The organism is Lewinella sp. IMCC34183 (assembly GCF_003390915.1).
Classification (GTDB): domain Bacteria; phylum Bacteroidota; class Bacteroidia; order Chitinophagales; family Saprospiraceae; genus Neolewinella.
The window spans coordinates 207767-229116 of sequence record NZ_QMEM01000005.1; the positions used below are offsets into that span (position 1 = coordinate 207767).

At 64.8% G+C, this 21350-nt stretch carries 15 protein-coding genes; 9 read left to right on the forward strand and 6 right to left on the reverse strand.

All coding sequences use genetic code 11. The features are described 5' to 3' along the window. Positions 1-76 precede the first annotated feature (76 nt). Complete coding sequence (locus tag DQG19_RS12725; RefSeq protein ID WP_116126642.1) at positions 77-6022, reverse strand: alpha-2-macroglobulin family protein; 5946 nt, start codon at positions 6020-6022, stop codon at positions 77-79. A gap of 378 nt (positions 6023-6400) precedes the next feature. Here DQG19_RS12725 and DQG19_RS12730 point away from each other — a divergent pair, with 378 nt between their 5' ends. Further along, positions 6401-7384: a tocopherol cyclase family protein gene (locus DQG19_RS12730; RefSeq protein ID WP_116126643.1), complete on the forward strand. Its 984-nt coding sequence runs from the start codon at positions 6401-6403 to the stop codon at positions 7382-7384. A gap of 11 nt (positions 7385-7395) precedes the next feature. Here DQG19_RS12730 and DQG19_RS12735 read toward each other — a convergent pair whose 3' ends face one another. Together DQG19_RS12735 and DQG19_RS12740 are read right to left on the reverse strand one after the other, a co-directional pair. Beyond that, the gene (locus tag DQG19_RS12735; protein ID WP_198661742.1) at positions 7396-8541 is read right to left on the reverse strand and encodes an SPL family radical SAM protein; all 1146 of its coding nucleotides are present in this window, start codon (positions 8539-8541) and stop codon (positions 7396-7398) included. 68 nt (positions 8542-8609) lie between these two features. Beyond that, the gene (locus DQG19_RS12740; RefSeq protein WP_116126644.1) at positions 8610-9290 is read right to left on the reverse strand and encodes a hypothetical protein; all 681 of its coding nucleotides are present in this window, start codon (positions 9288-9290) and stop codon (positions 8610-8612) included. Positions 9291-9594: 304 nt separating this feature from the next. Between DQG19_RS12740 and DQG19_RS12745 the strand changes: the two genes are divergently transcribed. The 3 genes from DQG19_RS12745 to argE are packed head-to-tail and all read left to right on the forward strand — an operon-like array spanning position 9595 to position 12118. After that, positions 9595-10065 carry an MFS transporter gene (locus DQG19_RS12745; protein ID WP_116126836.1) on the forward strand — a complete coding sequence of 157 codons (471 nt, stop codon included), beginning with the start codon at positions 9595-9597 and terminating at the stop codon, positions 10063-10065. Positions 10066-10070: 5 nt separating this feature from the next. Next, positions 10071-10925, forward strand: a complete 855-nt coding sequence (locus DQG19_RS20910; RefSeq protein ID WP_410503626.1) for an MFS transporter — start codon at positions 10071-10073, stop codon at positions 10923-10925. A 38-nt stretch (positions 10926-10963) separates the two neighbouring features. Next, on the forward strand, positions 10964-12118 hold the full coding sequence (gene argE / locus DQG19_RS12755; protein ID WP_116126646.1) for an acetylornithine deacetylase: 1155 nt from the start codon (positions 10964-10966) through the stop codon (positions 12116-12118). Here argE and DQG19_RS12760 read toward each other — a convergent pair. After that, a complete protein-coding gene (locus DQG19_RS12760) occupies positions 12115-12606 on the reverse strand; it encodes a DUF4385 domain-containing protein (RefSeq protein ID WP_116126647.1) in 492 nt (163 codons plus the stop codon). The genes argE and DQG19_RS12760 overlap by 4 nt on opposite strands. 129 nt (positions 12607-12735) lie before the next feature. Here DQG19_RS12760 and DQG19_RS12765 point away from each other — a divergent pair, with 129 nt between their 5' ends. Beyond that, positions 12736-13899, forward strand: coding sequence for an OmpA family protein (locus DQG19_RS12765; protein WP_116126648.1), 1164 nt, complete (start codon positions 12736-12738; stop codon positions 13897-13899). Positions 13900-13904: 5 nt separating this feature from the next. Here the strand turns inward: DQG19_RS12765 and DQG19_RS12770 are convergent, their stop codons facing one another. After that, a complete protein-coding gene (locus tag DQG19_RS12770) occupies positions 13905-15470 on the reverse strand; it encodes a YifB family Mg chelatase-like AAA ATPase (protein WP_116126649.1) in 1566 nt (521 codons plus the stop codon). A gap of 97 nt (positions 15471-15567) precedes the next feature. Here DQG19_RS12770 and DQG19_RS12775 point away from each other — a divergent pair, with 97 nt between their 5' ends. The 3 genes from DQG19_RS12775 (at position 15568) to DQG19_RS12785 (ending at position 19391) form a co-directional block, all read left to right on the forward strand. After that, positions 15568-16797: a hypothetical protein gene (locus tag DQG19_RS12775; RefSeq protein ID WP_116126650.1), complete on the forward strand. Its 1230-nt coding sequence runs from the start codon at positions 15568-15570 to the stop codon at positions 16795-16797. Between the two features lie 299 nt (positions 16798-17096). Then, entirely contained in the window at positions 17097-18641 is a 1545-nt protein-coding gene (locus tag DQG19_RS12780) for an SUMF1/EgtB/PvdO family nonheme iron enzyme (RefSeq protein ID WP_116126651.1), read from the forward strand. A gap of 51 nt (positions 18642-18692) precedes the next feature. Further along, positions 18693-19391, forward strand: a complete 699-nt coding sequence (locus DQG19_RS12785; protein ID WP_116126652.1) for a T9SS type A sorting domain-containing protein — start codon at positions 18693-18695, stop codon at positions 19389-19391. A gap of 15 nt (positions 19392-19406) precedes the next feature. On the opposite strand, the gene DQG19_RS12790 is transcribed toward DQG19_RS12785, so the two are convergent. Further along, entirely contained in the window at positions 19407-19961 is a 555-nt protein-coding gene (locus DQG19_RS12790) for a RidA family protein (RefSeq protein ID WP_116126653.1), read from the reverse strand. Positions 19962-20197: 236 nt separating this feature from the next. Here DQG19_RS12790 and DQG19_RS12795 point away from each other — a divergent pair, with 236 nt between their 5' ends. After that, a complete protein-coding gene (locus DQG19_RS12795) occupies positions 20198-21319 on the forward strand; it encodes an efflux RND transporter periplasmic adaptor subunit (protein WP_116126654.1) in 1122 nt (373 codons plus the stop codon). Positions 21320-21350: the final 31 nt, after the last annotated feature.

Consider the following 21350-nt stretch of genomic DNA (forward strand, 5'->3'; position numbering starts at 1 on the left):
GGGAGCAAGACTACAGAACTACCAGCGACCGCAGGGAGCAAGACTACAGAACTACCAGCGACCGCAGGGAGCAAGACTACCGCACGACCACCCTACCCCCGGCAGTATTCCCGCCAAACTCAGGTGCGTACATACACTCCACCCGGCCCAGGCCACTGCTGAAGTTACCCGCGAAAGTGGTGAAGAGGTCGTACTCGAGGGTGTAGGTACCCTTCGGCAGGTGATCGATGAAGAAATTGGTCGCCAGGTCGCCCGGGGCGAAGTAGTAGCCCAGTCCGTTATCGTAGGTGTAGCCGCTCAGGGCTTCTACGGGCTCGAAGGCGGCGGCGCGGCGGTCTTTTACGTGGACGTAGTCCATCTCACGGTCGGTGCTTACGGTCAGGCGTACGGTGATGCGGTCGCCGGGGGCCAGGGTAGCTCCCTCTTCCAGGGCGATCAGCTGGTCGCCGGTGCGCCGGAAGAGCTGCCGTTGCAGGGTCAGCGGGCCGTCGTTGCTGGCCTCCACCTTGGCGGCCACTTCGGTGTACTGCCAGTAGACGCCGCCCCAGACCAGGTCGTTGCCGCGGTTGCGGAGCCTGACGGTTGCCAGGTCACGGTTGACTTCGGCGGCGGGCAGGCGCAGGGTAAACGCACCGGTGGCGGCTTCGGCGTCTTCCTGCAGGGCGCGGACGCGGGTGTCAAGGTCGTTTCCGCGGAGGCCGGGCCAGCTGGCTTCCAGAGGACGGGCCGCGCGTTCTACCGTGTAGGACTTCCCGCCACTTAGCAGGGCGTAGACGGCAGCGGCGGTAGCCTTGGTCGTAGCCCAGCGGTTCGTGCGTTTGTTGGTGAGCAACCAGAGACGCATTTCGTCCAGTTCCTCCTGCACCGGATCGATGGTGCGGAAGGCCTCCAGCAGACGCGTGTGTGTCTCGATGGGCAGGTTGTTCCAACGGTAGCCGGCTGCGTACTTCCAGTACATACCCAGTTCGTCGGAGTGGAGGGCCCGCTCGCGCAGGCTCTTCAGGATTGCGGAGGCGCTGGCATCGCCGGCTGCGTGGGCCGTCAGGGCGATCAGGGCCTGCTCGTAGAGACCGTACTCCGTCCAGGTGGCGAAAGCCCGCTCCCGAAAGTAAGTCAGGGCCTCGCTCTCCGGCGCGTCCATACCTACCGATACGGCGCGGGCGTACAGGTAGTGTACCTGCAGGGCCGATGGCCGGTAGTCATTTCTCATTTCCAGCGAGTCCGGCACGTCGGCAAACAGGCGGCGGTAATCGTCCGCGAGTTGCGCATCGAGGTAGGAGATGGCCTGAAAGCGGATCTGGTCTACGGTAGCGGACTGGGCATCCGCAGTCACGCCCAGCTGTTGCAGACGGGCCAGGGTTTCGACGACGTACTGGGTCATGTAGCGGTCGGAACGTCCGCCGGGGAACCAGCTGTAGGCCCCGTCGGATTCCTGGCGGGCGGCCAGCTTGGCCAGGGTCGCCTGCTGCTCGTCGGCCAGGCGTTTCAGGTCGAAGAGCTCGCCGATGCGGGCCCGCTGCTCCGCTTCCGACTGCGCCTCCCGCACCCAGGGGGTTTCGGTGATGAGGGCGTTGGTCAGGGCTTCGTTACGCTCCAGTTCGCTCAGCAGGGCGGTGCTGTCGGCCTGCCACTTCCGGAAAACCTCCTCCAGTACCGGCTTGCCGGATACGGTGGCGTAGGCCAGCTGGTTGGCGAAGTAGCGGTTGGCCAGCTGCTCGGTGGATTCGTTGTCGGACTCCATCAGGTACGGTAGCGCCTTGAGGGCCAGCCAGGCCGGATTGGTGGTCGCCTCGAAGACGTAGCCCACCTGTTCCAGGGTACGGCTGTCGTAGCCGGCCAGCAGGGGCAGCGTCAGGGTCTTGCGTTCGCCCCGCTTCAAGTAGAAGGGGCGGGCTACCGTTACCAGGGTTCGGTCGGTTAGTACAGGCAGTATATTCTCTTCGCCATCACTGTAGGCTCCGCCGCGGGCGACGATACGGTAACCGAGCATTCCCCGCCGTGCCATATCCTCCGGGATCACGAGCGAAAACCGAACGGTCTCCGAGCCCTGAGCCGCCAGCGTACGCTTCACCGTGGGATCCCCGGCACCTGCGTCCCCGCCGAAGGCAGAGAAGGCGAGCAGGCTGTCCGTAGCCGGATCGAAAAGTTCCAGGCGGACGTCCACCGGCAATTCCGCGGCAGTCATGTTCGATACGCGGGCGGTCAGGGTAAGGTCGTCGCCCGCCCGTACGAAGCGGGGCACGCTGGGCAGAACCATGAGCTCCTTCTGGGTCACGATCTCCCGCTCCGATACGGTGTAGTTGAGCCCTTTGTCGTGGGTGAACAGGCGGAACTTCCAGGCCGTCAGCGCCTCGGGGGAGGTAAAGCTGATCCGCAGGCTGCCGTCGGCATCGGCGGTGAGCGTAGGCAGCCAGAAAGCGGTTTCCCGCAGGTTCGTGCGGATATCGATGGGTTCCTGCGCCCCCGGGGAGCCGGCGGCGGGCGGCGGCGGGGGTGCCGCGTTGCCGGCGGAGGCATCTTCCGCGACCATCTCCATTTCTACGGATTCTTCCAGAACCGGCGCGCTTTGGAGACGGATGCGGCCGCGCATCGACACCGGCATCGATTTGTAGACGCGTGCTTCGTCGGGGGACGGCAGCAGCAGCCGCGGCAGGTCGGGTACGGTATCGGTCGCCGCAGTGCGCGTGAGGTCGAAGGTGTAGCCCCGGGCGGTGCCGAAGCTGTTGCCGATCACCAGCGCGCCACCGCCGTAGAACAGCGGATAGGGGGAGAACTCCCAGCCGCGGCCGGCGTAGAGCTGGTCCAGGCTGGCGTCGTACATGGTAGCCAGGGCGGCGGCCTCTACCGGACTGCCGTCGCGGTTGCGGATGATGACGGTCCATTCCTCCGGCGTACCGGGGCGCAGGCGGTCGCGAAAGGTCTCGTAGGTAACGCTGAGCTCCTTATTGTTCCAGGGCAGGGAAAGCTGCCGCGACTCGGTGATGATCCGGTTCAGTCGCACGGTTGCCAGCGCGAAGGACAATCCCCCGCGGTCGGCCTCGGTGGGGGTGTAGCTGAAGGTGAGCACCCGCCCGCCGTTTTCCCGGCCGGTGGTAGCCCCGCTCCGGCTCTGCCACTGGTAGTGGACGAGCGGCAGATCGACGGCGGAGAGCAGCGTGAGTTCGAGCGGCTGCCCCACAACGACGCTGTCGGGGATGCCGTCGAGCCGGTACAGTTCGCCGGCCGGCAGCTCGGCCGCGGCGGTACTGTATACACTGAAGGTGGCGGGCTCGCCCGCCGTACCGTCGGGGTAGGTAAATTCGATGCGGTAGTACCCCACCGGGAAGTCGGCGGCCAGGGGCAGGCGCCGCTCGTTCCCGGACAGGGATACCGTGGTTTCGTACACCGGATCACCGGCGGCCGGCCACGCCGCCAGCTCGGGGACGGGGGCGTAGGCCAGGTTGGGGAAGTTGCGTGCGAAAGCGGCGCGGTTGATCACCGGTCGATCCGGCATGTCCCATTCCCGCTCCAGCAGGGCGGCATTGGGTTTGGTAACGGGCACGATCCGCAGGCGCAACTCCAGGCGGGCTTCCGGATCATCGCTGACGGCCAGGAGGGTAAGGCTGTCGCCGCGGTCCACCGATTCACGCTGGGGAGTGATGGCTACGGCGGGGCGCTGACGCTGCAGGCCCACGGTCGTGGTAGCCTGGTGGGTTTCGCCGGTCGGGTCCGTGACGTCCGCTTCCACTACGTAGCGGTAGCGGCGGAAGCCCGTGGCGGTCGCTTGCTCGCTACCCGTAAAGGTGAAGGCAAAGGTGCCGGAGGCATCGGTCTCGGTCGTACCGCTACTCAGCAGTTCGCGGCCGCCGCCGTCCCCCCCTCCGCCGTAGCGGGAGAAGAACCAGCGGACTTCCTCGAGGTACACGCGGTAGCTGACCTGCCCCTCACTGACGGGCGGTCCGGCGTAGGTCAGGGCGGTACCCGAAACCGCCACCGGGCGGCCGGAGGCTACCGCATCGGGCGCGGTCAGCTCGACGGAGAAGCGGGGGCGCTTGTATTCCTCCACGCGGAGGCTGGTCCCGCCGTTGTCGGTCTGCAGCGAGAACTCACCCGTCAGCCCTCCGTCGGGCAGCGTGAAGTCGAGGCTGAAGCGGCCGTAGGCGTCGGACATAACTTCCCGGCGGGCGACTTCCTGGTAGTTGGCATCGCGTAGTATCACGGTCACCCGATCGTCGGGCAGGATCGAGGGGAGCTCGTCGCCGTCGGTGCGGTAGCGGAGGCCATAGACGTGCACGGTCTGCCCCGGCCGGTACAGGGGCCGGTCGGTGAGGAGGGTGGTGTACCGGGTTTCCCGCCCCGGTTCCGACCGGCGGTCGTAGCTGTAGAGCTCGGTCACGAGCCGGTCCTTTCCGTGTTCGAGCACCAGCTGGTAGTTGCGGTAGTCGTCACCGCCGGGCAGCTGGAAGGTGCCGCGTCCGTCGGAGGTACGGGTGCCGGCCGGTTTGTACTCACTTCGGCGGTCGGCCAGTCGCAGCGCAACGGTCACTCCGGCGACCGGCTCACCGCTCGTACGGTCGGTCACCTGGACGAAATTGCCCCCGGGAGTCTCGAAGTGCAGGACGGCCAGGTCGCTTACCTGGAAGGGGATGACCGAGAAAATGCCCGCATCGGTGGTGAAGGACGGATCGGTGGAGATTACCAGCTGGTAGCCACCGGCCGGCAGGGGATCGAGGTCCAGTTCGGTGGTGTGACGGCTGTAGTCGTCGTTGGGCGCCAGCCGCTGACTGCCGCTGGCGGCCAGTTGGCCCTGCTTGATGATATCCAGCCGCTCGGAGGCCCGGTAGCTATTGCGTCCGGTGGCGGCGGCGGGGTCGTAAGTATAGAGCCGGTAGAAGACCCGCTCGACGTTCCGGTACTCCAGGCCTACGAGCAGGTGCTCACTACGGGGATAAAAACTCAACGCCCGGGCATCCAGGGCGGGGCGGGTGATGGCGGCGCGCAGCTGTTCCGACAGGACTACGGCCACGGAGTCGGCCTCCCCTACCCGATCGAGCAGGGCCAGGGCGCGCACGCGCGGCCGGGGTCCGAGCTGGTCGTCGTCGCGGTTGAGGACCGAAGCCATCTCCACGAGGATGCGGTCGCGTTCCTCCACCCCGGGGTAGTTGGCGTACATCCTTTCCAGGGCGGTGAAGTAGATGGAGTCGGCTACCCCGTTGCGGTGCACGAAGCGCATGCGCTCCAGGTCGGCGTACAGGAGGGCGGGGCCGCCCGCGTCGAGGTGGTAGGCGATCCACTGTTGGTAGACCTGGAGTTTGCGGGGGGTACCTTTACTGAGGTCGAAATTCAGGCTGAGGTCCTGGGCGGCGAAGGCCTCCGCCGGTAGCAGGGCCAGGGAATCGTTGGCGATCGCCTGGTCGGTCAGCGTACCCAGGCTGCTGCCGAGCACCGTCAGGGCGCGGTCAACGATCAGGTCGTACAGGGTAGGTACCTCGTTAGTACGGGACATGTTGCCCGCAACGAGGGCGGGAATAGAAACCAGGGGCGTCTGATTCTCGCGGGCCAGTTCCAGCGACCGGTAGAGGTGGCGGCGGCTCAGAAAGAGTAGTTCTTCCATGCCGTACGCGGTCAGGTCCAGGCTGTCCGGGACGGGATTCTCTCCGGCGGTGGACAGCTCGCTGAGGCGGTACGAATTCTGCTCGGCGTAGTTGTGGTAGAACTCACCCAGTAGCAGGTTGGTCAGGGTGGCGAAGACCGGCAGGTCACCGTGATTGGCGAGCGCCGACCGCAGTGTCGCCAGCGCGGCCTGGTCGCCGTCTTCCTCCAGGTTCCGGACGAGCCGGGAGCGGTACTCCAGGGCGCGCGCCAGGTGATCCGCCCGCTCATCGGCGGCGGCCCGGGTGTACAGGTCGTCGGCGACGTCGAGGGCGCTCCGCGTCAGGCCTTTTTCCAGTAGGGAGTCGATCCGCCGGTAGTCGTCGGCAAAGTTCTGGGCCATGAGGGATCCGGTGAGCAGGGGAAGGAGAAAAAGCAGCAAGTAACGCATATCAGGGGCTTATGGGGGCAATCTACGCCCCCTTGATGCACGGTACGCGGGCAATGCACACACACCTACCGTTAAGGAATCCCTAATGCTTTCGCCGCCACATTCGTTTATTGGCAGGTGGAAAGCCGGGCTACTCTTCTGTGCGGCGCGGTGCGCCCCGCGGTCGTATTTACCCTGGCATAAGGACGAGGCGGGGGGGCTTCGAAGAAAGTACCCGTCGGGCATAGGGAAACGCCCCCCTCATGGATTACGAGCAGCGGTGAACCCGGGACCCGAGGTCGGCGGCCACATGCTTGTTTTAGCAACCGTTCCGGCAAACCGTGTTACATTAGCCTGACCCGCGATGTCGCAGGGTTCCGCGTCGATCAATCCACCGGCTTGCACGATTTTCTCCTCCGCCAGCGCGCCACCTTCGATCCCCCCCGCTTCCAGGGATGGGGCCGGCACCGGCAGTATTTCGAGGGGTGGTACTTCAAGGTCGTGGTGCCCGAGGCCGGTCTGGCCTACGCCTTTATCCCGGGCATCAGCTACGACGCTGGGGGTAAGGGGCACAGTTTCCTGCAGGTCCTCGACGGGGTAGCCGCCACATCCAGTTACCACGAATACACTACCAACGATTTCCGCCCGGCCGCTTACCGCTTCGACGTGCAGTTAGGTCCCCACCGCTTTTCTACGGAACGCCTGCGGGTCGATCTGCCGGAGCTACAGGTCGATCTGAGCTTTAGGGGCATTCACCCCTGGACGCCCCGCCGGCTGGCCCGCGGCGTAATGGGCTGGTACGGCTTCGTCCCGAAAATGCAGTGCTACCACGGCCTGGTAAGCTTTCACCACCGGATGCGGGGCACGATCCGCGTGGGCGACACGACGCACGATGCAGCGTCCGGGGTCGGCTACACCGAAAAAGACTGGGGCCGCGGCTTTCCCGACGCCTGGATATGGGGGCAGAGCAATCACCTGAGCGACGCCCGCGGACCGGCCAGCCTCATGCTGAGCGTAGCGAGTATTCCCTGGATGGGAACCGCCTTTCGGGGTTTCCTCTGCACCCTGCTGCTGGAGGGGGAAATGTACATTTTCACTACCTGGACGGGCGCGCAATCCGCGGTTACCTTCTCCCCCGAGGGCACCTCGGTGACGGTGACCTTCTTTAATTCCCGGTACCACCTCACCGTTACGGGCCACCCGGCCCCCGGCGGACAGCTGGCCAGTCCCATTCAGGGCGCCATGACCGGCAAAATCAATGAAAGCCTGCGCGCCGAACTGGACGTCCGCCTGGAACGTGACGGTTCCCTCGTCTACGCCGGAACGGCCACCTGGGCCGGACTGGAAGTGAGCGACAACGCACGGGCACGGCTGGCGGGTTAGCCCGCTGGCCATCAGGTGAAATACAGCACTTCCGCCTCCGGAAACTCCCGCGCGATCGCCGCCGTGAAGTACTCCTTCAGTTCCCGCATCTGCTCCCTGGGGTAGACGAATTTGTGGCTGCCGAACTTGTTGTGCTTCTTGGTGCGCTTCTCCTCGTCGAAGTCAAGGGAGGTATTCGGGTACCACTCCTGGAGGATACCCTTCGAGCCGGGCGTGAAGCGGTGGGTGATGAGCTCGAAGGTCAGGTCCGCCCCCGCCGGCAACGCCGCCCGCAACTGCCCGAGCATCTCCGCGTAGGCTTCCTGCCATCCTTCGAAGGGCATGAGGGGAGCCAGTACGGCCCCGACGGGGTAGCCGGCCAGCGCCAGCTTCCGCAGGGCTAGCAGGCGGGCGGACAGGTCGGCCGTGCCGCCCTCCAGCCGCTTGGTCACCCAGTCGGCGTTCAGGCTGATGCGGCAGCGGGTTCGGCCGTTATGGACGAGGTTGAGCAGGGGCTCCACCCGGTCGTACTTGGTCACCCACCGCAGGCGCGCGCCCGGCTGTCCGGCAAACCACCCGATGGTGCGGCTGATCGAGCCGGTCAGGTGCTCGATGCCTAGCGGGTCGGTGTAGCAGCTGGCCTCGAAGGTGGTTTCCGGTCGGTTGGGGTCGATGTAGGCCGCGTTGTTTTCCAGGATGGTGTCCAGGTTGGCGTAGGCCCGGGTCACCGGCGCCCCCGGCAGGCTGCCGGCCAGGTAGCAGTACTGGCAGTGGGCCGGGCACCCCTTGGCCAGGTGAAACTGCCAGTCGGCCGAGGGCGGGATCGGCGTCAGCCGCAGGGCGCTGGGCGGTGCGTTGACGATGGCCAGGGTATTCTTAGCCCGCTGGTAGGTCTCGCGGACGGTGGCGCCGCCCAGCCGCGGCAGGCGGTTGCCCTTCTGCACATCGTAGGTAAGGCCCAGATCCTCCAGGCGCGCGGCAATGCGCCGGCCGTGGGGTTCGCGGTAGGCATCGGCCGTGAAGTAGATGTGCTTGGGCTTCCAGTCGCGGGCGGAGCGGCCGCCACCCGCAAAGGTGGTGATATCGGGGGCGTCCGCCTGGGAGATCGTGTCGGCGGCGTGCCCGTCGGGCAGACGGGCGCTGAGGTGGGGAGCTTCGCGCAGCGGTTTACGGGCCATGGTGTGGGTTTTTCGCCTAACGGCCTATATGGAAAACAGTTTGGGTACGCGCGTCTCCGCCTCCGGACCTAGAAGTCCTTCAGCCGCCGCTTGGTGGCCTCCAGCTTGCGGAGCTGCTCCTCGATCTCGCGTTGCTTGCTCTCCTGGTTCAGCTCGTTCTTGCGGATGGCCTCCTCAAGTTCCACGATTTTCTTGCGGGCATCCTCGATGTCGTCTTCGGCGCGCTTCTTATCGCGCTTCATGTCTTCGAGTTCGTCTTCCAGGTCCTCCAGGCGGTCCTCGTCGGCCTCTACGTCGGCTTCGATCTGCTCCTTGCTCACGGCGAGGGCAAACTGCATCAGCATCTTTTCCGCGTTGACGTAGTCGCCCTGGTCGAGCGAGGGACTTACGTAGCCACGGGGGGTGGCGATCCAGACCGTCAGCTGGGCACCGTCGCCGTCTTCCCGGACGGCGCTGTACATATCCAGGTTGTTGCCGCCGTTGACGCCCGGCAGGGAGAAATTGAGGCTGGCCAGCTCACCGATCTTGGACCGGCGGGTGCTTTTGGTCTTTACCTTGTAGTTGTCCTTCAGCCAGTCCTCCCAGAGGTCTTCGACGTCGTCTTCGTCGGCGCTCGGCAGGTCCAGTACGAGGGACTCGTGGTCCCCCTGGCTCATCGCCTGTACGCGCGTAGAGACTTGAGCGGTCAGGCCGGCGGCGGTCAGCAACAGGAGGGCGATAAAGGAAACGGAGTAAAGCGATTCTTTCATGTTCATAGTGTTGTTGGGTGAGTTGGCAACGGGGTATTCTTGTGTGGGTAACGGTTTGGCGGGGCCGCGGGTGCGATATTGGGTCAATTTCGGTTGACAAAGGTGGCATTAGGTGTGTTGCCATTCCCATGTTACCGACAACCGCATCGCCAAGCATTCCCAGTGGGAAAGGCCCCGGAAAATGAGCCGTTCTCAGCGTCATCTGCCTAGGCACCCTGATGAACACCCTCAACGCTTCGATCGTCAATATTGTCCTGCCCTCCATCGCCAACGCCTTTGGTCAACCGCTTAACGGCAAGGTACAGTGGACCATAATCATGTATCTGGTGGTACTGGCTTCGACGCTGTTGGCCTTTGGCCGGCTTGCGGACATGTACGGGGCAAGCGGGTCTGGAGCGCCGGCATCATCGTCTTTACGGTCGGTTCTGTGGCGTGCGGATTGGCGCCGAGCCTCACGGCGCTGATTGCCTCCCGGGGCCTGCAGGGGCTCGGTGCCTCCATGATGATGGCCCCCAGCGCGGTGCTCATCTCCCACACCTTTGGCTCCACCGAGCGCGGCAGGGCCCTCGGCATCAACGCGGTGGTGGTTTCCGTGAGCGTGAGCAGCGGGCCGGTACTGGGCGGCTACCTGACGCAGTACCTGAGCTGGGAGTACATTTTCTTTATCAACCTGCCGATCGGGGTGATCACGTATTTCTGGACGCTCCACACCCTGCCGAAGCAGCAACGTGGTCGGCGGGTCGGCGAGCAGTTCGATGCCTGGGGTGCCCGCTGATCGCCGTGGGCCTCGGCGGCCTTACGCTCGGCACCTCATTTGGTCCCGACTGGGGATGGGGGTTACCGGACACTCTGGCAGCCCTGGGTGTGGGGCTGACAAGCACCCTTGGAGCCTACTTCGTGGAGCGCCGGGTGACCAACCCGCTGGTCAACCTTAGTTTCTTTTACAACCGGATGTTTACCCTGTTCTTCCTTACCCTGCTCCTGTGCTCCATGACCATCGTAACGGTCGTTCTTCTGCTGCCGTTCTATTACGAGCAGCTGCGGGGCTTCGGTACGTCACGATCCGGACTGCTCATGACGCCGGCCGCCCTTGTCCTGGGGGTAGTAGGGCCCGTGGCGGGCCGGCTGTCCGATCGCTTCGGCTCTACCTACCTGGTGCCGCTTGGATTACTGCTTAACGCCCTAAGTTTTTTCATGCTGTACTTCGTAGACAGCAGCACGGCGGTAGCTTACATAGTACTGATCCTCGTGATCGATGGCGTGGGGCTTGGCATATTCTTTCCCGCCAACAGCAGCACGCTGATGAATAATCCTCCGGCGGAGCGTATGGGCGTGGGCTCCTCGATGCTAAGTACCGGCCGCCTGATCGGACAGTCGGTAGGTATCGCACTGGCCGGAGCGATCTTCAACGGGCTCCAGGGGGCCACGGCCAAAAACAGCCTGGAGCACGGGCAGCGGACGGCGGCCCTGGAGAGTACCTTTTCGCACGCCTTCGCAACCGTGATGTTGGTAGCCGGTGCTATCGGTCTGGCGGCTACGATCGTCTCCCTCCTCCGGGGGCGCTCCAGCGCTTCCCCCGAAGGCCCCGCACCCGCGCTTGTGCCGCCCGCCCACGGTGGTCCCGGCCTCCCGTGAGTACACCGGTACGGTAAATAAGCCGTTGCTTTGTGCCCATGAGCCCTATCGAAATACTCTCCCATCTCGTTTCCTTTCCCGTCCTCGGCGGCGAAAGCAATCTCCCCGTCATCCGCTGGATCGAGGGTTACCTGCGCAAGCACGACGTAGCCTATACCCTGGTGCCTAATGAGGAGGGCAACAAGATCTGCCTCCACTGTCGGATCGGCCCGGCCATCGACGGGGGCATCATTCTCAGCGGTCACACCGACGTGGTACCCACCGCCGGCCAGCCCTGGGATACCGACCCCTTCACGCTGGAGGAGCGGGGCGACCGGCTGTACGCCCGCGGCAGTTGCGACATGAAGGGCTTCCTGGCCTGCTGCCTGGCGGCCGTCCCCGAACTCCTGGCCGCGGACCTGCAACGGCCGGTCTACTTCGCCTTCAGCTACGACGAGGAGATCGGCTGCCGCTCCGGGGATATTCTGGCGGCGGCCATCCGCGATCACTACACCGAGACGCCGGCCGGGGCCATCATCGGGGAACCGACCATGATGCAACCCATGGTGGGCCAGAAGGGCATCATGGTCTACACCACGGTGGTAAAGGGGAGCCAGGGGCACAGCAGCCGGATCCGCGAGGAGGTCGACGCCGTACACGAAGCCGCCCGTCTGATCGTGTGGCTGGAAGAAAAGATGAACGGCCTGATCGCCGACGGCCACACCGACGATCGCTTCTCGCCCAACCACACCAGCATCCACGTGGGCAAGATCGCCGGTGGCTCGGCCTTCAACATCATCGCCAACGAGTGCCGCTTCGACTGGGACTACCGGAACATCCCCCTCGACGATGCCGCGGAAATCTTTGCCGACTTCGAGACCCACTGCCGGGAGCGGGAGCAACTCCGCCGCGCTACCTACCCCGAATTTTCGATCACCCACCTGCCGCTGCACCCGCCGGTACCGCCCCTGGACACCCCGGAAGCGACGCCCATCGTGGACCTGGTCAAGCGGATCTCCGGCACCTCGACCACCGGCACCGTCGCTTTCGCCGCCGAGGCCGGGCAATTCGCGAACGCGGGCTTTCCGAGCGTTATCTGCGGCCCCGGCGATATCGCCCAGGCGCACCGGGCCAACGAATTCGTGGCCATCGAGCAGCTCGGCCGCTGCGCAGCCATGATTACCCAGCTGGCCGGGGAGCTCTCCCGGGCCTAGCCATAGCGCTCGAGAAAGGCCGCCTTTTGCTTCTTGTAGTCCGGATGGGCCTTGGCTTCCTCGTAGGCCGCTTTAAAGATGCGGGCCGACTCGGCTTTCTCCGGATCCTCGTCCTGCCGGGGCAGCTGGTCGCGGCCGTGGGCACCACTCTGCCCCTTCTTGTCGTCCGGGACGGGCCCGTCGTACTTCTTGCCGCTGCGGTAGTTGGCGTAGCGCCGGGAGCGGGTATAGCCCATCTGCAGGAACTTGCGGGCCATGTCGGCGCCGACGAAGTCCTCCGCCGCCAGGTATTCCAGGAACTTGGCATACAGCGCGGCCGAGGAGGCGCGGGCGATCTCCGGGGTGCGGAACCGCCAGTCGGGCAGCAGCTCCGACTTATAGGGCTCGACCAGCAGCACGCCCTGCTCCCCCCGCCCAATCGCGTAGAGATCGGGGCGCTCGCGCAGGTTAAGCGCTTTGTAGTTCAGGGAGTAGTCGAATTTTCGCATTTTGCCGGTGACGTACCGCCGTAACATATCCTTTGCACCATTTTGTTCCTTCCCGCGTTACTAGGAGACTATGGAATGGCCGAACCGGCGGGGGCAACAGCGCGATCCGGCCCACAGAACCGACACGAGATGCACAATTTTTTTCTGACCATCCTGACCATCCTGAGCGCCGCGCTGGTAGCGCAGACCGAAGGCACTATCCTCCTCACCAATCCTTCCTTCGAGGATATGCCCCGGGTCGGTGCTGTTCCCAAGGGTTGGTCGGACTGTGGCTTCCCCGGTGAAACGCCCGTAGATATTCAACCCGACCCGCTGCGGACCTTCAAGGTCGAGAAGCAGGCCCAGCACCAGTATACCTACCTCGGGATGGTGACCCGCGACAACGACACCTGGGAGCGCGTCAGCCAGCGCATGAGCGGCCCCATGGTGGCCGGTCAGTGCTACGAATTCAGTGTTCGGCTCGCGCGGTCGGAACGATACCTGTCCCGCAGCCGGGTCACGGACTCCGACGATAACTACGATACCCCCATCCTGCTGCGCGTCCGCGGCAGCTACGGAATCTGCGACGAAGGGGAGGTCCTCGGGCAGAGCCCCCTCGTAACCAGCCAGACCTGGCGGGAATACCGCATCAAACTGGAGCCGCAGGAGCCCTACACCCACATCATGCTCGAGGCCTACTACAAGACCCCGATCTTCTTTCCCTACAACGGCAACATTCTCCTCGATAACGTTCAGCCGCTTACCCCGGTAGCCTGCGACCAGGACCTGTGGGAGGAAACCCCCGAGGTGGTCACCGAAGCCGAGGTACCCGCCCCCGCGGCCGAACCGACCACCCCCCCCGCCCGGGAAACGGCCCGCAACCCGGCACCCGCTCCCGCCCCCAAACCCGCCGCCCCCCGTGTGCGCCTGGGACAGACCGCCGGTGAGCTGAAGATCGGCCAGATCTTCTCGATCGAGAACATCAGGTTCCGCGCCAATAGCGCCGAGATCGAAGAGGACAGCAAGGAGGCCCTGGAGGAAATCGCCGATTTTCTGCGCAGCAATACCGACGTGGTCGTCGAGATCGGCGGCCACGCCAGCTACCAGGCTGGCGCCGTGTTTGCCAAGAGCATCAGCGAAGAGCGGGCGGTCGCGGTCATCAACTACCTCAATACCCTCCAGATCGACGGTACCCGCCTCCTGCCCAAGGGGTACGGACGCAACCGGCCGGTCTGCATCGAGAATACGCCCGAGTGCAACCAGCGCAACCAGCGGGTAGAGGTCAAGATCCTCCGGATCCGGTCGAGCCGCTAGCGGTCTTACCGCCGGTCGCCCCAGCTGCCCCGGTCGAGACTCCGGAAGTTAATGGCCTCCGCCAGGTGGTGGGTGGCTATTGCGGCCGCCCCCTCGAGGTCGGCCACGGTGCGGGCCACCTTGAGGATACGGTCGTAGGCCCGGGCGCTCAGTTGCAAACGATCCATAGCGGTCTTCAGGAGCTGCCGCCCGGCGGAATCCAGGCGGCAGTGCTCCCGCACCAGGCGGCTGGGCAGCTGGGCATTACAGTAGATGCCGGCGTGCCCCTCCAGGCGCCGCTCCTGTAGTTCCCGCGCCGCCCGCACGCGGGCGGCGATCGTGGCGCTGTTTTCTTCCGGCCGCGCATCCGGAGCGGTGAGGCGCTCCAGGGGGACGGGCGTCACCTCCACGTGCAGGTCGATGCGGTCGAGCAGGGGGCCGCTGATACGGTTCAGGTACCGCTTGACGGTACCCGGCGGACAGGCACATTCCTTGTCCGGATGGTTGAAGTAGCCGCAGGGACACGGATTCATACTGGCGATGAGCATGAAGGCCGAGGGAAATTCCACCGTAATGCGTGCCCGGCTGATGACGATCCGCCGCTCCTCCATGGGTTGCCGCATAACCTCCAGGGCACTCCGCTTGAATTCCGGTAACTCATCCAGAAACAATACGCCGTTGTGGGCCAGACTGATCTCTCCCGGGCACGGAAAGCTGCCGCCCCCCACGAGCGCCACGTCGCTGATGGTATGGTGGGGCGACCGGAAGGGCCGACGGGTGATGAGCGCCGCACGCTCGGGCAGCACCCCGGCCACGGAGTGGATCTTGGTGGTTTCGAGGGCCTCGCGCAGGGATATCGGCGGCAGGATGGTGGGCAGCCGGCGCGCCAGCATGGTCTTGCCGGCCCCGGGCGGGCCGATGAGGATCACGTTGTGACCACCCGCCGCGGCAATGGTGAGGGCTCGCTTGATGGTTTCCTGCCCCCGCACGTCGGCGAAATCCACGTCAAAGGCCATCCGGTCGCGGTAGAACTCCTCCCGGGTATTCACCTCGACGGGAGACAGCTCGTCGTCTCCGCGGAGGAAGGCGGCGGCCTCCCCGAGGGTATGGACGCCGTACACGGCAATACCGTCGACGATCGCCGCCTCACGGGCGTTCTCCCGGGGAAGCAGCATGCCCCGGTACCCGAGCTGCCGCGCCTTGATGGCCATCGGCAGGGCCCCCTTGATCGGCCGCAGTTCGCCGCCCAGGGACAGCTCACCCATGATGAGCAGGTCTTCGCCGGCGTCCGGCGGCAACTGACCGGTAGCCCGGAGGTAGGCCACGGCGATAGGAAAATCATAGGCGGCGCCCTCCTTACGGACATCGGCAGGAGCGAGGTTGATGACCGTCCGGACGCGGACGTTACGAAACCCGCTGTTGCGGATGGCGGTTTCTACCCGGTAACTCCCCTCGCGGATGGCGTTGTCGGGCAGACCGATCACGTTGTACCACGGGGCATTTTCGGGGAGCTGTCCTCCGGCGTTTACTTCTACGATAATGGATTGCGCGTCCACGCCCTGCACGGCGCTGGCGTACGTTTTAACTAACATCGGCTGCGATTGGCAGCACGTTCCACAGGGCAAGTATAGTTATTTTGTTTGCATAATTCAACTTATTAAACAATTTATTTAATTCTACCTTCGCGCCATGGCAGACGCACTTACCGAACGCTTCATTCAGCAGGCGGTCGCCGACCGGCTGAACGACCGGCACTACCGCCGGCGGTCGGCGTACGTGAGCACCGAGGTATATACGCGGCTGAAGCGGGCGGACGTGCTCCTGTCCTTCATGCGGGCCCGCAACCGGCCGTACGTGGTCGTGGTGGAGGCCAAGAGCCGCACGACCATTCACCAGCTGCGCCTCAAGACCAACCCCGGCCGCGCCGAGTGGACGGGTAGGTTACTCAGCCTCCTGCTCATCGTAGGGCTGTCCGCGGCACTGGGCTACCAGTGGTACTTCAACGCCCTAAACACGCTGCTGCTGCTGACGCTCTTTCTGCTCGGCTCGGTGGCCCTTACGGCCCTGGTCACTACCCTGCGGCTGCGCTTTGCCCGGTCGATCTCAGCCATCGAGCAGCTGGGGCGCTACCCGGCCAACGAAAGCTGGATCGCGGTGGGCGACGACACCTTCGTGCGCCCGGAAGAATACCGTACCCTGCTCCGGCAGTGCCGCAAGAACGGGGTCGGCCTGATCGTCGTCGACGGCCGCGGCCGCCTGGCGCTGCGGCAGCTGCCCCGCCCCCGCCACGTCTTCAACAACTACCTGGGCCGCTACGGAAAGCACCAGAGTATGCTGGCGGAAATGGAACGCGCGCCGGTCTACGGCGCCACCCCCGCCGAACGCCGACAGAACCGGCGGCGCTACCTCAATATCGGGCTGCTCCTGGCGGTCGTGGGCCTGCTGGTGTTGCTGGTTTACGAAGACAATTACGGCCCAGTGGTACCGGACCCCTTCAGCGATCCCCGCTTCCACAGTCCGGCGGGGGTATCCATTGGCCGCTCCGCCGCCGAACCACCGGCCACCGCCCCACCCGAGGACCCCGCACCCGCGGACCCCGACCCGGCCTGCCCCTACGTGCCCCGCAATCAGCCGACCTACGTGATTGTAGACGCGCTGCTCACCCCCGCCGCCGCCCGCCAGCGCGTTGCCCGGCTAACGGCCGCCGGGCTCCGCGGACAGGCAGCGCTGTCCGTCAGCTGCCTGCGGGATCCGCTCGGGAGCGGCCGGCTGGCGGTATACACCGGTACCACCTATGCGACGCCGGAAAAAGCCCGCGCAGCACAGGCAGCCTACCGCGCGCTGCTCACCCGCCTGCACCTCCCGATACTCCACGCAGAGGCCATGCTACTGACGGGGCCGGATCGGAAAAAGAATTAAATGATGTAGATACAACCGTTAAGGAAAAATAATATGTGTGGCCCACGTTTATGTACAGAGGGCCATGCCCTGCTTTACCGGTGCCCCATCTTTTGGTGGTCATCACAATGCCCTTTTGCTTTTACTTTTTAGACACTTCACACAATTTCAGTTAGCTACGCCCGCCGGCTTTCCTGGTAAAGGATGAGCCTCTCACGGGCGGTACCTCACCCCCATTCCGATCGGTTACCCCCCCTGCCCTCACCGGGCGCAGGGCAACCGTCGTACCTGCGTAGCTGCGGAAACACCACATTCATCTCATGAATAAATTTTACCTGCTCCTTTTTCTTCTCGTGGTCGCAAGGCTGTTATCGGCCAACGACGTGGCGGTAAGCAATATCTCCGTGACGACCGATAATGATGCGGACTACGTCTCGGTCAGCTTCGACCTGCACTGGGAACACTCCTGGCGTACGGCTTCCGCCCCAAATAATTGGGATGCCACCTGGGTCTTCGGAAAGTTCCGCACCGGCCCCGACCGTCCCTGGCAACACGTGAAGCTCGTCCGCCCCGCGCGGGTACCGGACGGGGCCGTGGTGGAAGTGATGGACGGCAACGGCGCCATGGTCTACGCCGCCGGCGACCACCAGGGCACCGCAGACTACCGCAACCTCACGCTGCTGTGGGACTACGCCGCCAGCGGCGTGACCAGGGTAAGCAACGTCGAACTGAAGCTGTTCGCCATCGAAATGGTGTACGTTCCCGCCGGCAGCTACTGGCTGGGCGGCAACGAGGAAGGAACGGAGCAAAACCGGTTTTATACGCCCGGGGCAACGCGGACCGACTACGAATGGACGTGGTTCGGCTGGCGGGCCCGCACCGTAAGGGAGCAGCTTCCGCTGGAAGTCACCGACGGCGGGGCCATCCCCGTAGGTACCGGCGACGGCATGCTGTACTACGATGACGAGGTCTACGGTACATCGGACCAGCGCGGGCCAGTACCGGCGGCATTCCCCACCGCGTACGAGGCTTTCTACCTGATGAAGTACGAACTCTCGCAGCAGCAGTACGTCGACTTCTTCAATACCCTCACGGACGAGCAGAAGATCCAACACGACGTCACCGGCAAGAACGGTAAGAACGGCGACCGGGAGATCTTCCGCAACGACATCGCCTGGAAGGCCCGGAACGGCAAGGAGGCCAGCACCGGCGCGCCCCACATCCCGATGAGCTATGCCTCCATCTACGATATGCTGGCCTACCTGGACTGGGCGGCCCTGCGCCCGATGACGGAGATGGAGTACGAGAAGGCCAGCCGGGGCCCCAATTATCCCGTAGCCGGCGAATTCGCTTGGGGCAACGCCAGCGTCGTGCGCCACCTGTTGCGGGCCAGAAACGGCAAGTCGAAACACGAGCGGATCGACGCCCTGGAGCTGCTGCACAACCCGAATGCCGGGAACGCCGCCTGGGCCTCCAGCATAATAAACCTGGGAACCGGCCGCGGCCCCTACCGCTGCGGTATTTTCTCAGACCTGCCTAACGCTACTCGGATCACCAGCGGTGCCGGCTACTACGGCAATATGGAGCTGTCCGGCAACCAACTGGAGGGCGTCATCGCTATCGGCGCCGCCGCCGGCCGGTCGTTCGCCAACGTGCACGGCGATGGCACCCTCACCGTAACCGGCGCCTCCGACGTCACCTCCTGGCCGGTTTCGATACAGGGTATCGGCCTACGGGGCGGCTACAGCGAAGGCGGCAGCGACTATCTCCGTACGGCCGACCGCAGCCTGTCGCAGCCCGACAGCTGGGTAACGTACAAGACCCGCTATTCCTGGCTGCAGTTCCGTGGCGTACGCGGCCTGTAAGTTCCCCCGCCCCCATCATCCTTCCCCTTACCCGCTAAACTAAATCCAGGAATGAAATCCATCCTTCTCCTTTGCTGTATCCTCGTAAGTGGCCTTACCGCCCGACTATCCGCCCAGTACCAGGGGGGTATCGGCTCCGGCAGCTCCGAAGCCTCCTTCCAGGGCGCCCCCGCCCTGCCCCTTACCCTGATCTCCTTTACCGCCGCGCAAGAAGCGGGAGGAGTGACCCTGCGGTGGACGACCGTGAATGAGGTCGGAACTGCTTACTTCGTGGTCGAGCGCACCTCCGACGGCCGCCGGTTCACCGCGGTGGGCCGATCCGCCGCAGCGGGGACCTCCACCCCCGGTGAACCCCTGTCCTACCGGCTCGAAGATCCTGCGCCCCCCGCGGGCCGCTCCCTGTACCGGCTTAAGTCCGTCGACCTCACGGGTACCTTTACCTACTCCGAACTGGTGGGAGTGACCTTCCCGGGAGGGGCCGAAGCGTCCTTCGCCATCTCCCCCAATCCCAGTCCGGCCGACCAAGTGGGAATCACCCTCGGCGCCGGCGTACAGGAGGGTACGCTGCGGGTGGAAATCTTCGACGCTGCGGGCCGCAGGCTCCTGGTCGACGAGGTTCACGGCACGGGAGGGGAACGGCTGAAGATTCCCCTGGCCGACGCCCTCCCCACGGGCACCTACGTGCTCCAGCTCTCCGGCGAAACCCTGAAAATCCACAGCGAACAGCTTACGGTGCTAGCCCGCGAATAGGACCGCCCCCACCCCTCATTCCACCTCCACCACCAGTTCGATCTCGCACACCATCCCCCGGGGCAGCGAGCCCATGCCCACGGCGGCGCGGGCGTGCTTGCCGCGGTCACCAAAGACCTCCACCATGAGATCCGAAAACCCGTTGATCACTTCCGGGTGGTCGGTAAAGTCGGGCGTCGCGTTGACCATGCCGAGCACCTTCACGATGCGCACGACGCGGTTGAGGTCGCCGAGCTCGGCCTGCAACACGCCCAGCTGGGTGATCCCGACGTTGCGGGCGGCGGCGTAGCCCTCGTCTGCGGTGGTACCGGCACCGAGTTTGCCGGTCAGCACGGCGCCGTCGGGGGTACGGGGGCCCTTGCCGGCGAGAAACAGAAGGTTGCCGGAGCGGACCACGTTGACGTAATTGGCGATGGGGGCTCCGGGGGCCTCGAGGGTAATGCCCAGGTCGGCGATCCGGGCCTCAACATCGTATGCGTAGCGCGCGGCCCGCGGGCCGGAATTGCGTTGCGGCGGCGCGCAGGTGCAAAGAAAAATCGCGAGGAGGAAGAGGATCGGAAATCTGGCCATGCACCAAGCTACCGCATCAAGGGTAAATCCGGAAGCCGGCGACCTAGTTTTACAGGATAGTGTCAAAAAGACCGTAACTATGCGATAAGGCGGTTTAAACCGGTTTCCGCACCAACTTTACTTTTTGTCACTTTGTTCCCCCCCCATCGGTAGCCCCGGCACTACGCACGTCCGTGGCCCCCTACCCCAGCCCTTCGCCCGCCCCCAGTTTGCGGCGCCACGCAGCCCCAGCCACTATGAAACTATTTACCCAGCTTCTTTCCCTCCTCTCCCTTCCCCTCATCCTGCTGTCGTGTGGCAGCGAACCGGAGGCCCCCGCCGCAGCCACCGGCCCGACCCGGGTTTCGGTCATCACGGTGCCCCAGCGTACGGTTACCACCTTTACCGACTACCCGGCCCGCATCACGGGCATCGTAACCAGCGAAGTGCGGGCCAAGATCGCGGGGTACATCACCGACGTGCTCGTGGACGATGGTGAGCGGGTGCGCCGGGGCCAGCTGCTGTTCCGCCTCGAGACGCAGACGCTCAACCAAGACGCCGCCGCCGCCCGCGCCAACGTCAATGCCGCTCAGGTAGAAGTCGACAAGCTCAAGCCACTGGTCGACAAGAACATCATCAGTGAGGTGCAGCTCGAAACCGCCCGCGCCCGCCTGCAGCAGGCCCAGAGCGGCCTGGACGCCATCAACTCCAACATCAACTACGGCCGCATCACCAGCCCCATCGACGGCTACCTCGGCCGCATCGCGCAGCGGACGGGCGCACTCGTCAGCCCCACCAGCGCCGAGCCGCTTACCACGGTCTCCGACATCAGCAAGGTGTACGCCTATTTTTCCGTCAACGAGCGGCAGTACCTCAACTACATGCAGAGTACCGAGGGCGAAACCAAGGAAGAGAAGCTGGCCAACCTGCCGGAGGTGGAACTCGTGCTCAGCAACGGGACCATCTACCAGCAGCCCGGCACCATCGAAGCCGTCATCTCGCAGGTGAACGCACAGACGGGCTCCGTACAGATTCGTGCCGTCTTTGACAACCCCGCCCGCCTCCTGAACGACGGCAACAGCGCCAGCGTACGGGTACCCCGGACGGTAGACTCGGCGGTTGTCGTGCCCAAAACGGCCACCTTCGACCGGCAGGGCACCACCTTTGTCTACCGGATCAATACCGACTCTACCCTGGATGCCACTCCCCTGGCGATCGCTTCGGAAGTGGGCAACCTTTTCGTGGTGGAGTCCGGCCTGACGGCGGGCGACCGCATCGTGGCCAGCGGCCTGGGGCAGCTCACCGGGGGGACCCGCGTAGCCGCGACGGAGATGCCCTTCGACAGTATCGCCCGACCCGTGCCCACCGTTTTCCGCTGATCCTTCCGCCGCCCCGCCCCAACCCTCCGCT